This is a genomic window from Pseudoalteromonas sp. 2CM28B (assembly GCF_023161935.1).
Genome location: NZ_JALNTH010000071.1, coordinates 1 through 13,252, shown reverse-complemented (window position 1 = coordinate 13,252; position 13,252 = coordinate 1). Strand labels below are relative to the sequence as shown.

Annotated in this window: 11 protein-coding genes; all 11 read left to right on the top strand. The window is 39.3% G+C overall.

What is annotated here, in order from left to right; genetic code table 11:
- Positions 1 to 414 precede the first annotated feature (414 nt).
- The 11 genes from cysD to MTN96_RS36030 all read left to right on the top strand — a co-directional run bounded on the left by cysD (position 415) and on the right by MTN96_RS36030 (position 13,192).
- Entirely contained in the window at positions 415 to 1,323 is a 909-nt protein-coding gene (cysD, locus tag MTN96_RS36080; protein ID WP_029773230.1) for a sulfate adenylyltransferase subunit CysD, read from the top strand.
- Between the two features lie 96 nt (positions 1,324 to 1,419).
- Complete coding sequence (locus MTN96_RS36075) at positions 1,420 to 1,764, top strand: four helix bundle protein (RefSeq protein WP_248534738.1); 345 nt, start codon at positions 1,420 to 1,422, stop codon at positions 1,762 to 1,764.
- A 61-nt stretch (positions 1,765 to 1,825) separates the two neighbouring features.
- Entirely contained in the window at positions 1,826 to 3,238 is a 1,413-nt protein-coding gene (cysN, locus tag MTN96_RS36070; protein ID WP_248451372.1) for a sulfate adenylyltransferase subunit CysN, read from the top strand.
- Positions 3,239 to 3,310: 72 nt separating this feature from the next.
- Positions 3,311 to 5,047, top strand: a complete 1,737-nt coding sequence (locus MTN96_RS36065; RefSeq protein WP_248534735.1) for an SLC13 family permease — start codon at positions 3,311 to 3,313, stop codon at positions 5,045 to 5,047.
- Between the two features lie 1,613 nt (positions 5,048 to 6,660).
- Positions 6,661 to 7,272 carry an adenylyl-sulfate kinase gene (gene cysC, locus MTN96_RS36060; RefSeq protein ID WP_096739067.1) on the top strand — a complete coding sequence of 204 codons (612 nt, stop codon included), beginning with the start codon at positions 6,661 to 6,663 and terminating at the stop codon, positions 7,270 to 7,272.
- A gap of 150 nt (positions 7,273 to 7,422) precedes the next feature.
- Positions 7,423 to 8,379 (top strand): DHHA1 domain-containing protein, encoded by a 957-nt coding sequence (locus tag MTN96_RS36055; protein ID WP_096739068.1) that lies wholly within the window; start codon positions 7,423 to 7,425, stop codon positions 8,377 to 8,379.
- Positions 8,380 to 8,438: 59 nt separating this feature from the next.
- On the top strand, positions 8,439 to 9,605 hold the full coding sequence (locus tag MTN96_RS36050; protein WP_096739069.1) for a nucleotide sugar dehydrogenase: 1,167 nt from the start codon (positions 8,439 to 8,441) through the stop codon (positions 9,603 to 9,605).
- A gap of 83 nt (positions 9,606 to 9,688) precedes the next feature.
- The gene (locus tag MTN96_RS36045; protein ID WP_096739070.1) at positions 9,689 to 10,693 is read left to right on the top strand and encodes an NAD-dependent epimerase; all 1,005 of its coding nucleotides are present in this window, start codon (positions 9,689 to 9,691) and stop codon (positions 10,691 to 10,693) included.
- A 115-nt stretch (positions 10,694 to 10,808) separates the two neighbouring features.
- The gene (galU, locus tag MTN96_RS36040; protein ID WP_096739071.1) at positions 10,809 to 11,690 is read left to right on the top strand and encodes a UTP--glucose-1-phosphate uridylyltransferase GalU; all 882 of its coding nucleotides are present in this window, start codon (positions 10,809 to 10,811) and stop codon (positions 11,688 to 11,690) included.
- Positions 11,691 to 11,938: 248 nt separating this feature from the next.
- The gene (locus tag MTN96_RS36035) at positions 11,939 to 12,712 is read left to right on the top strand and encodes a YggN family protein (RefSeq protein ID WP_138579207.1); all 774 of its coding nucleotides are present in this window, start codon (positions 11,939 to 11,941) and stop codon (positions 12,710 to 12,712) included.
- 126 nt (positions 12,713 to 12,838) lie between these two features.
- Positions 12,839 to 13,192 (top strand): four helix bundle protein, encoded by a 354-nt coding sequence (locus MTN96_RS36030; RefSeq protein ID WP_024032429.1) that lies wholly within the window; start codon positions 12,839 to 12,841, stop codon positions 13,190 to 13,192.
- Positions 13,193 to 13,252: the final 60 nt, after the last annotated feature.

Genomic DNA, 13,252 nt, shown 5'->3' with positions numbered 1-13,252 from the left:
AGAGATTATTATCACCACAGAGAACACGGAGAAGAGAAGGAGAAGATCTTTCTCAGTGTAGCGCGCAGCGCCTCTGTATCCTCGGTGGTAAAAATTTTTAGCCTAAATACACAAAGTGATGAAGAGGTTATCCCCACAGGGAAGATAAATAGAGATAATTATTACTTGTAGAGGGGCAACTTGCTGGTGTTTATTTCATTTTGAAGCCATGAGCAGCTGGCCTTTTAACGTGAGCAAGTTCTTCGTCTACGCCAAAATTGGCGATTGCTTAATTGACCGCTAGGCGACTTTGAATAAATACACACATTGCATGCCCTAGTAATTAAACATAGACTACCGGTGCATAAAATTTTTAAGTCGGTCATTAAAATTGACGCGAATGGATTTTGATAAATTAGGATATGAAAAAACATCATGAATGAAGAAAAGCTAACTCATCTAAAGGCACTCGAAGCCGAGTCGATTCATATTATGCGGGAGGTTGCAGCTGAGTTTGATAATCCAGTAATGCTTTACTCTGTAGGTAAAGATTCGTCGGTTTTATTACACTTAGCACGTAAAGCATTTTACCCCGGTAAAATTCCTTTTCCGCTTATGCATGTTGATACTAACTGGAAATTTAAAGAAATGATCCAGTTTAGAGATCAAATGGCCGAAAAGTATGACTTTGATCTAATTGTTCATAAAAACCCAGAAGGTATAGCAATGGGCATGAGCCCATTTGTACACGGTAGTGCTAAGCATACAGATGTTATGAAAACTCAAGGCCTTAAGCAGGCGCTTGATATGAATAATTTTGACGCTGCATTTGGTGGTGCTCGCCGCGATGAAGAAAAGTCGCGTGCTAAAGAACGTGTTTATTCTTTCCGTGATAAAAATCATCGCTGGGATCCTAAAAACCAACGCCCAGAACTGTGGAACGTTTATAACAGTAAAGTAGATAAAGGTGAGAGCATTCGTGTGTTCCCGCTTAGTAACTGGACCGAGCTAGACATTTGGCAGTACATTTACCTTGAAGGTATTGAAATTCCATCATTATACTTTGCGAAAGAGCGCCCTGTAGTTGAGCGCGATGGCACGCTTATTATGGTTGATGATGAGCGTATGGAGCTTGAAGAGGGCGAACAAGTACAAAATAAAATGGTTCGTTTTAGAACGCTTGGTTGCTACCCGCTAACGGGTGCTGTTGAGTCTGTAGCACAAACCCTTCCTGAGATAATCCAAGAGATGCTGCTTTGTACTACTTCTGAGCGTCAAGGGCGAGTAATTGATAACGACTCTGCAGGTTCTATGGAGAAGAAAAAAATGGAAGGCTACTTCTAAAACAAAGCTATAAGTTTAAAGCCGTAAGTTGTAAGTAAAACAAGTGCTATATAGATTTTAAATCTTAGATCTGATGACTTTATCAAAAGGATTATTATGAACTTTGAAAAGCTAGAAGTATGGAAACGTTCAGCAAGGTTATCCGCACAAATTTATAAAATAACAGCAGACTTACGTGATTATGGCTTTAGAGATCAACTCACACGTGCAGGACTATCTGTACCGAGCAATATAGCAGAAGGGATGACAAGAGACAGTAATAAAGAAAAGCGCCGCTTTTTAGATATTGCACGTTCATCTCTTTCAGAAGCCCGAACCCAGATTTATATCGGCATAGAAATTGGTTATATAAATAACGATACTGGCCGTGAATGGGTTATAGAATCCAAAGAGTTACAGGCTATGATCAATAGCCTAAAAAACTCAATAGCAACAGAATAATGCTTATAGCTTATAGCTTATAGCTTATAGCTTATAGCTTACAGCTTATAAAGGACTTAAAATGACCGAACAAACACAACCAAACTTACTTGCTACAGATATTGAAGCTTACTTAAAAGTACACGAAAACAAAGACATGCTACGTATTTTAACATGTGGTAGCGTGGATGATGGTAAATCTACATTAATTGGCCGCTTGCTTTATGATAGCAAAATGATTTTTGAAGATCAGATGGCTGCTATTGAAAAGGATTCAAAACGTTTTAATACCACTGATAACGATTTCGACTTATCTCTTTTAGTAGATGGCCTGCAATCTGAGCGCGAGCAAGGCATTACGATTGATGTTGCGTACCGTTATTTTGCAACAGACCAACGTAAATTTATTATTGCAGACACGCCTGGGCATGAGCAGTACACGCGTAATATGGCAACGGGTGCTTCTACGTGTGATTTAGCTATTATTTTGATTGATGCGCGCCACGGTGTGCAGGTGCAAACACGTCGCCATAGCTATATTTGCTCTTTATTAGGTATTAAAAACGTAGTTGTCGCTATTAATAAAATGGATGCGGTAGGTTACGAGCAGTCGGTTTATCAAAATATCAAAAAAGATTACCGCGAGTTTGCGCAGGATCTTTCGTTTGATGATGTACGCTTTGTGCCAATTTCGGCGCTACGTGGCGATAATGTAGTAAACGAAAGCGAAGCTATGAGCTGGTATCCTGGTTCAACGTTAATGAAGCTACTGAATACTGTACAAGTAAACCATGCGAAAAACGATGAGTTTAGGCTACAGGTGCAATATGTTAATCGCCCAAATCTAGACTTTAGGGGCTTTAGCGGTACGATTGCTGCGGGTGACATTAGAGTGGGCGACACAATTGCTTCACTACCTTCAGGTAAAGAGAGTAAGGTTAAATCAATAGTTACTTTTGATGGCGACCTAGAAAAAGCATCAGCAGGTATGGCTATTACATTAACACTTGAAGATGAAATAGATGTAAGCCGTGGTGATATGCTGGTACGTCCACACCAAAAGCCACATTCAGCTGATAGCTTTGAAGCAGACGTAGTATGGATGACTGAAGAAGCTCTTCATGTAGACCGTGAATACGAAATTAAAGTAGGAAGTAAATCGGTTTATGGTTACGCTGAGGTTGTTAACTATAAGGTTGATGTGAACACGCTAGAGCAGCAAGAAGCATCACAATTAAATCTAAACGAAATTGGTAACTGTCAATTTGCATTAACAGCGCCCGTCCAATTTGATGCATATGATGTAAATAAACACACTGGTGCGTTTATTGTGATTGACCGTTTAACTAACGTAACGGTTGGTGCGGGTATGATACGTAAGCCATTAAACGGTAAAGGCAACAAACCTAAAAGCGAGCACTCTGCGTTTGAAGTTGAGTTTAATGCGTTAGTTCGTAAGCACTTTCCTCATTGGGATGCAAAAGTAATCCGTTAGATTACTCGAGATATAGCGGGCTTTTTGAAAGCCCGCACTTTAATTTTTTAACTAAGGATGGCTACTTTAACCATGCCATTAGATGCATATCTAACGCTTTGTATTTTTGCCTTTACAATTTTAGGTTTAATTATTTTACAAACGCGCCCTGTTGCTGTTTTTGGTGCAACACTTATTGCTTTAATCACTTGCGATTTAGTGACTAAAGATCAGTTTTTAACAAGTATTGCAAACCCTGGCCTTGTAACATTAATTTTGCTTGTTTTATGCTCCTTAGCACTTGAGAAAACTCGCTTGCTAAGAGTTATTGCCTCAAAAACTATTGTTGATAGCTACTTTTCGACTTGGTTTAGGTTGTTTGGTATTACCACTTTTTTTTCTTCTATATTAAATAATACTGCGGTTGTGGCTACGTTACTTTCGCCTATTAGGAATAACCCCCACCATTTTGCCAGTAAACTACTATTACCTTTATCGTATGCCTCTATTTTAGGTGGAACGCTTACGCTAATAGGTACTTCTACTAATTTAATCGTTAACTCAATGTATATTGAGGCGTCGGGTAAGTCGTTATCGTTTTTTTCATTTACTGCTGTGGGTGCTATTTTGGTACTTTGCTGTGGTTTAGCTATGTTTTTATGCACCCGAATGTTACCAAGTATTGAGCAAAATAATGCTACTTCAGAGGGGTATTTTATTGATGCTAAAGTTTCTACAGGCTCTGAGTTAGTTGGGCGCTCTGTTGAGGTTAATGGGCTTAGGCATTTGGAATCATTATTTTTAGTTGAAATAGTGCGATCAGGCAGGCTTATTAGCCCTGTTTCACCGACGGAAGTAATTCAGCCTTCGGACAGACTTATTTTTTGCGGTGACATAACTAAATTATTGCAGCTAGGGCAGTTTTCAGGTTTAGAAATTTTTGCAGAAAAAAATGGTACTTTAAATAGCAACCTTACTGAGGTAGTTGTTCGGTCTGAAAGTATAATTGTAGGACGCACGCTTAAAACTACGGGGTTTAGGGCATTGTTTGATGCTGCTGTAGTGGCAATAAGACGAGATGGTGAACAGGTTTCGGGTAAGTTAGGTGATGTAGTAATTCGCTCTGGTGACTTTTTAGTGTTAGCCGTGGGTGATGACTATAAATCTAGAACAAATATAAATAAAAACTTTTTAACCTTATCTGGTGTAGAGCCTGAAAGTAGAATTAATGGCTGGCGAGCTTGGCTTTCCATTGGGGGCTTTGTAACCACAATAGCATTAGCGGCTGCTGGAGTGCTAGATTTATTAGAGGGGCTAGTATTATTGCTCGGGGGCCTTTTATTTACTCGTAGTTTAACTACTAATGAGTTAGTAAGACGGTTCCCGATTGATATATGGCTAGTGGTTTCATCTGCACTTTTACTGTCGAGTGCGCTGGTTAACTCTGGCGTGGTTGAATTGTTAGGTGGATTTATAGGTCAATTTGATGACCCTAGGTATGTGTACACTGCATTTGTATTAGTTTATGTAGTAACTTGGCTAATGACCGAGTTTGTAACTAATAACGCTGCTGCGGCGTTGATGTTTCCTATAGGCTATACCGTGGCTTTAGGGTTTGGTGTAGATGTGTTGCCTTTTGTAATGGCGGTAGCGTTTGCTGCAAGCGGAAGTTTTATTAGCCCGTATGGTTATCAAACTAACTTGATGGTATTTAATGCAGGTAATTACAGGTTAAACGACTTTGTAAAAATAGGCTTACCTATTAGCATAGTGTATGCGCTGGTTGTGCTGGTGTTTGTGCCTGTGTTTTTTCCTTTTAGTGTAAATTAGGGGCATTTTACGCAAGTAACTTACTGGCATTATTAATATCTTCTCAGTGTAGCTCGCAGCGCCTCTGTGCTCTCGGTGGTCAAATTGTTTAGGGTTAAGCCCATTCAAGTGATTAAGAGATTGTTATCACCACAGAGAACACAGAGAAGGAGAAGTAACTATTCCTTGTAGACGAACAGCTTGCTGGCGTTATTAATATCTTCTCTGTGTAGCGCGCAGCGCCTCGGTGATCAAATTGTTTTGGGCTAAATGCATAAAGTGATTAAGAGATTATTATCACCACAGAGAACATAGAGAAGAGAAGGAGAAGTAATTATTACTTGTAGACGCACAGCTTGCTGGCGTTATTAATGCCTTCTCAGTGTAGCGCGCAGCGCCTCGGTGGTAGATTTGTTTTTAAATAAACAACGAAAGTGATTTTATCACTACAGAGAACACAGAGAAGATAAGGAGAAGTAATTATTACTTGCAGACGCGCAGCTTGCTGGCGTTAGTAACTTCTCAGTGTAGCGCGCAGCGCCTCTGTGCTCTCGGTGGTAGATTTGTTTCTAAATAAACAACGAAGGTGATTTTATCACCACAGAGAACACAGAGAAGAGAAGGAGAAGTAATAGTTACTTGTAGACGCACAGCTTGCTGGCGTTATGAATATTTTCTCTGTATATCGCGAAGCGCCTCGGTGTCCTCGGTGGTAGATTTGTTTCTAAATAAACAACGAAGGTGATTTTATCACCACAGAGAACACAGAGAAGAGAAGGAGAAGTAATAGTTACTTGTAGACGCGCAGCTTGCTGGCGTTATTAATATCTTCTCAGTGTAGCGCGCAGCGCCTCTGTGCTCTCGGTGGTAGATTTGTTTTTAAATAAACGATAAAAAGTGATTTTATTACCACAGAGAACATAGAGAAGAGTAAGATAAGTAATAGTTACTTGTAGACGTACAGCTTGCTGGCGTTATTAATGCCTTCTCAGTGTAGCGCGCAGCGCCTCGGTGTCCTCGGTGGTAGATTTGTTTTTAAATAAACGATAAAAAGTGATTTTATTACCACAGAGAACACAGAGATGAGAAGGAGAAGTAATTATTACTTGTAGACGCACAGCTTGCTGGCGTTATTAATATCTTCTCATTGTAACGCGCAGCGCCTCTGTGCTTTCGGTGAACAAATTGTTTTGGGCTAAATGCATAAAGTGATTAAGAGATTATTATCACCACAGAGAACATAGAGAAGAGAAGGAGAAGTAATTATTACTTGTAGACGCACAGCTTGCTGGCGTTATTAATGCCTTCTCAGTGTAGCGCGCAGCGCCTCGGTGTCCTCGGTGGTAGATTTGTTTTTAAATAAACAACGAAAGTGATTTTATCACCACAGAGAACACAGAGAAGATAAGGAGAAGTAATTATTACTTGCAGACGCGCAGCTTGCTGGCGTTAGTAACTTCTCAGTGTAGCGCGCAGCGCCTCTGTGCTCTCGGTGGTCAAATCGTTTTGAGTTAAGTTAAATGAGTGCTGCAAAGGTTAAAATATATGCATGGCTTTTCAATAGTCTTTTTACTTCTACACGCAAACACTTTTTAGTAGTAATATATTAGATAGTTTAGAACAAGGGTATTCCAATGAGCCAAGATGAAAATATAGTATGGCACGCTCAAACAGTGTCAAGAAAACAGAAGCAACAGCACAAAGGTCATAAGCCTGTATTGCTTTGGTATACTGGCTTAAGTGGTTCAGGAAAATCTACAGTGGCAAATGCTGTTGAAGCAAAGCTATTTTCATTAGGCTGCCATACTTATTTGCTTGATGGCGATAATGTACGCATGGGCTTAAATAAGGGGCTTACATTTAGTGATGAAGACCGTGTTGAGAATATTCGCCGCATAAGTGAAGTTGCTAAATTATTTGTAGATGCGGGCCTTATTGTATCTACCGCGTTTATTTCGCCATTTAAAGCTGACCGCGCTCAAGCTCGAAGTATAGTAAATGAAGGTGAATTTGTAGAAGTGTTTATTGATACACCGCTAGCTGTTTGCGAAAGCCGCGATCCAAAGGGCTTATATAAGAAAGCGCGCGCAGGTGAAATACCAAATTTTACAGGGATTAGTTCAGCATTTGATGTGCCCGAAAACCCCGATATACATGTTAAAACAGCTGACCAAACCATTGAACAATGTGCAGAGCAAATTGTAGATTATTTGATAAAAAATAAAATTGTAGATACTAGCAGCTAACAGCTGTTGAGTATTAAGTTTATCAATTGGTTTGGCTTTACTTGCGAAAGCAATTATTTGTTGTTTTGCCGATAGTATAAAGATGCTTTTCCTAAGAACTGCCTTTAATTATATTGGTATACTTTTTCTATTTTGGTACTTGAGAGTATTATGAAATATGACATTTTTAACGGTGATGCCGATGGTATTATCGCTTTACTTCAGCTTCAATTAGCTAACCCTACCGATACAATTAAGGTAACAGGGGTAAAACGCGATATTCAACTAATGCAAAAAATCACACCAAAAGAGGGTGATTGCATTCGAGTGTTGGATATTTCAATGGAAAAAAATATGCCTGCGCTTCACGATGCTTTAAGTGCTGGAGCTCGTGTTATGTACGTAGATCACCATAAAGCTGGCGATATACCTAATCATGCTAATTTATATGCGCATATCGATCTTGATGCGAATATGTGTACCAGCTTAATCGTTAGTGATTTACTAGATAAGCAGTTTCACTTATGGGCTATTACAGCCGCTTACGGTGATAATTTATTTGCTAAAGCAGATAGCGAGGCTGACAAGTTAAATTTAAACGATTTACAAAAGTCACAGTTAAAAGCGTTTGGTACTTACATAAATTATAACGGCTACGGAAGTGAAGTGGCTGATTTACACTTCGCCCCAGAAAGTTTGTTTGAGCTTCTTTTACAGTATAAATCGCCGTTTGATGCAATAAACGATAAAAGCTCGGTTTATTATACTCTTGAGCGAGCTTATAAAGCCGATATGGAAAAAGCAGCTAATGCACAAGTCCTTCATGATTGTGATACTGCCAAAGTAATTTTATTAGAAGATGCGGCTTGGGCTCGCCGGGTAAGTGGCGTTTTAGGTAACGATCTTGCTAATCAGTCTCCGAATAAGGCTCATGCAGTATTTACGTTTAATAGCAAAGGCAGCTATTTAGTAAGTGTGAGAGCGCCGCTTAACAACAAACAAGGTGCTGTAGATATATGTAGTAAGTTTGCTACAGGTGGGGGCCGAGCTGCTGCCGCGGGCATTAATGAACTACCTAAATCACAAGTCGCTAGTTTTATTGAGCAGCTTGTAAGCTATTATGAGTAGAACTTTCACTACTTATTAAAAAATGCTTAATTTTAAACTTTTAATTTTAAAGGATTAATATGAAAATTGCAGTGGTAGGTACAGGTTATGTAGGCCTTTCAAACGCTATGCTCTTATCGCAATATAATGAAGTGGTTGCACTTGATATTGACGAAAAAAAAATAGCACTTTTAAACGATAAGCAGTCACCAATTGTTGATAAAGAAATTAGCGATTTTTTAACACGTGATGACTTAAACTTTACAGCCACTACCGACAAAGTAGCCGCTTATAAAAACGCTGATTACGTAATTATAGCTACACCCACTGATTACGATGTTGAAAACAACTACTTTAATACTAGTTCTGTTGAAGCGGTAATTAAAGATACTATGGCGCATAACCCTAATGCAGTTATGGTGATTAAGTCGACTATTCCGGTAGGCTTTACTGCTGATATAAAGCAGCGGCTGAATGTTGAAAATTTAATATTTTCCCCTGAATTTTTACGTGAAGGAAAGGCGCTTTACGATAATTTGCACCCATCACGTATTGTTGTGGGCGAGCAAAGCGAGCGCGCAACTATTTTTGCTAACTTACTTAAGCAAGGTGCAATTAAGCAAGATGTTGAAGTGCTATTTACCGACTCAACAGAAGCCGAAGCTATTAAGTTATTTTCTAACACCTACCTTGCAATGCGAGTTGCTTATTTTAATGAGCTTGATAGTTATGCAGAAGCGCATGGGCTTAATAGTAAGCAGATTATCGAAGGTGTAGGATTAGATCCACGTATTGGAAAGCATTACAATAATCCGTCGTTTGGCTATGGCGGCTACTGTTTACCAAAAGACACTAAACAATTGCGTGCTAATTACCAAAGTGTACCAAATAATATAATTGGCGCTATTGTAGACGCTAACACAACACGTAAAGACTTTATTGCTGACTCAATTATTAAGCGTAGCCCCAAAATCGTGGGCGTGTACCGTTTAGTAATGAAAACAGGCTCAGATAACTTTAGAGCCTCTGCTATTCAAGGCATTATGAAACGTATTAAAGCAAAAGGTATTGAGGTTGTCGTATTTGAGCCTGTTCTTGAAGAGAGCGAGTTTTATCATTCGCGCGTAATAAAAGACTTAAACGAATTTAAGCAGATATCTGATGTGGTGGTTTCTAACCGTATGGTTGAGGAGCTTAGCGACATTGTAGATAAAGTGTATACACGTGATTTATTTGGTAGTGATTGATTAGATAATAGCTGTTAGAGATTACTTTTAAAAGCCGCTGAAATGTATGTTGATGCGGCTTTTTTGCTTAAATTAGGAATTTTATGAAGTATTTAGTTACAGGGGCAGCGGGCTTTATTGGTGCTGCAACGTGTCAAAAATTATTAGCTGCGGGCCATATTGTAGTAGGTATTGATAATTTAAACGAGTATTACGATGTAAATTTAAAATTAGCACGTTTGGCGCAGTTTGAAAGCCACGATAACTTTACGTTTATTAAGCTCGATATAAGTGAGCGCTCAGTAATGAGCGAGTTATTTGTAGTACAACAGTTTGATAAAGTAATACATTTAGCTGCGCAAGCGAGCGTACGCTACTCAATAGAGAACCCAGATACATACGCCGACTCTAATTTAGTGGGGTACCTAAATGTACTCGAAGGGTGTAGGCATAACAATGTTAAGCACCTTGTTTATGCATCATCTAGCTCTGTTTATGGCCTAAATGAAAAAACGCCATTTGAAACTACCGATAGTGTTGATCACCCTGTATCGTTTTATGCGGCGACTAAAAAAGCTAATGAACTAATGGCTCACAGCTATTCGCATTTATATAGCTTACCAACTACTGGGCTGCGCTTTTTTACAGTTTATGGCCCGTGGGGTCGTCCTGATATGGCGCCGTATATTTTTACTAAAAAGATACTTGATGGGGATACTATTGATATAAATAACAATGGTGATATGTGGCGTGACTTTACTTACATTGACGATATTGTAGAAGCTGTTGTACGTGCTGCTGATGTTATACCTCAAGCAAACCCAGACTGGAGAGTAGAGAGCGGTTCTCCAGCTACTAGCTCTGCTCCTTATGCTATTTATAATATTGGCCATGGGAGTCCAATAAACCTAATGAAGTTTATTGAAGCAATTGAGGCCGAGCTTGGTATTGAGGCAAATAAAAACTTTCGCGAAATGCAAGCGGGTGACGTTTATAAAACATATGCCGACATGCAAGATTTGTTTAAAGTAACTGGCTACAAAGCCCAAGTAAATGTTAAGCAAGGCGTTAGAGAGCTAATAAAGTGGTATAAAGGTTTTTATAAATAAGTTTTAAAAGTTAAAAGCCGAAAGTTAAAAACTGATAGCTTCACACTCATTCAGCCCCCATCTACATATAACCTGTTAACTTAAAAATAATTAATTTACAAACAAAGGACTACCCATGAAAGCTGTAATTCCTGTTGCCGGCCTTGGCACACGTATGTTACCTATGACTAAAGCAATTCCTAAAGAAATGCTACCAATTGTAGATAAACCATTGATTCAATACATAGTGAGTGAGTGTGTATCTGCAGGTATTAAAGATATTGTACTTGTAACACACAGCTCTAAAAACGCCATAGAAAACCACTTTGATACCAGCTACGAGCTTGAAGCAACCTTAGAAAAGCGCGTTAAGCGTGCGTTACTTGAAGAAGTACGCTCTATTTGTCCTACTGATGTAACGGTAATGAGTGTACGCCAAGGCGAAGCTAAAGGCCTAGGGCACGCTATTTTATGTGCAAAGCCAATTGTAGGTGATGACGACTTTATAGTATTACTCCCTGATGTAATACTTGATGCTTACACGGCCGATCAAAAAACTGAAAACCTAGCCGCGATGATCAAACGCTTTAACGAGACTAAAGCAAGTCAAATTATGCTAGAGCCAGTAGCACAAGATGATGTAAGTAAATACGGTATTGCTGATATTAACGGCGTACAGCTAACACCAGGTAACAGTGCGGCAATTAAAACAATGGTTGAAAAACCAGATGCCGATAAGGCACCTTCAAACCTTGCTGTAGTAGGGCGTTACGTATTGAGTAAAAGCATTTGGCCGCTACTTGCTAAAACGCCTGTGGGCGCTGGTGGTGAAATACAGTTAACAGACTCTATTGATGCGCTAATGACTCAAGAAACCGTTGAAGCATTTCATATGAGTGGTCGTTCTCACGACTGTGGCGATAAGCTAGGTTATTTAAAAGCGATTGTTGAATACGGCATGCGTGATAGTAAGCTTGGTGATGACTTTACTCGATACTTAAATAAACTTGCTAAATAGAACAACATCTTAACACTTTTTAGTTTTACATATGTGGATGGCTTTGTGCTAATGATTATAGCTATTGCGTATTGAATTGGGCATAGCAAGAATAGGTATTTAATTGCCGGTGATGTGAATGCTTCACCGGCTTTTTATTAAAAATATTTAACCTATTAATCCCATTATATGCTTCGCTAAATTTTCTTGCATAAAGTTGGTTTTTTGTTAACCTACTTGCCTTCCTTTTTTAGCTTGTTGAGGTGTATATGGCGTTGTTATCTCGTTCGATATTGGCGTTGTGTTTAGCACTTTCAAGCTCTGCAGTTCTAGCTCAGTCACAGTGTGATGTTGAGCTTAGTCATGGCTTAATAATTACCGACGACGTTATACGTATTCTTGATAAAGGCCAAACACGCGTACAAATTAATAATAACAATCAGCTTTTTATTCGAGGTTACTGGGTTGATTTAAGCACTGAAGAAAGCAAAGTGCTTGAGCAGTTTAGCCATGGTATTCGCCATACGGTGCCGGAGCTTGTTAATTTGGCTACCGATGGTGTTAACTTAGGTTTAAGCGCCATTGAACATGTAGTCGAGGGGATGTCTGACAAAGAGCCAGAGGTGCTAAAAACCCAGCTCCAGTACGTAGAACGTGCGCTTATGGACAAATTTAAGCGTGGTGATGACTTCTTTTTTATCGCGCCACAGTCGCTCTCGCAAATAGATGATTTTTTCACTAAAGAAATTAGCCAGCAAATACACTCTGCCGTACATGGCTCGTTAGGGGCTATTTTAATGTCGCTTGGTGATGCGTTTAAATCACGCGAAGGTAATATTGAAGACCGCATTAATGACATGGGCCAACGTATGGATATTATCTCTAAAGAAATAGATAAATCACTGCAAAAAAAGGCTCAGCAACTTGAGCTTAAAGCCTCTGAATACTGTGAATGTTTAAACGCACTCGATGTGACCGAATCACGCTTGCAAGCGATTGTCCCAGGCATGGCTGACTTTGATTTAGTGCAGATAAAATCGTAAGGAAAGTGGGGGTTATTAGCTGTTAGTTATCAGCTATCAGCTATCAGTTTTAGGCTTTAATTGCGTTTAGGGTTTCTATTTCTTCAAATACTTCTAAGCTAAAAGTAAATAGCTAGGATTTAGCCCATGAACTTTGAAAACTTGGAAGTATGGAAACGATCTGCTCGCTTAAGTGCTGATATTTATAAAGCGACTAGCACTATAAAAGATTACGGATTTAGAGATCAATTAACGCGCTCTGGCTTGTCTGTTCCTAGTAATATAGCCGAGGGAATGACAAGAGACAGCAATAAAGAAAAAGTGAGGTTTTTAGATATCGCTCGCTCATCAATAGCTGAAGCAAGAACGCAAATTTATATTGGAATAGATATTTGTTATATAGATAAGTCCGTTGGTCGAAAGTGGCTTGATGAAACCGTAGCGCTTTCAAAAATGTTGACTAGTTTAATCGCAACATTAAAAATGACCGCTGACCGCTGACCGCTGACCGCTGACCGCTGACCGCTGACCGCTGACCGCTGACCGCTGACCGCTGACCGC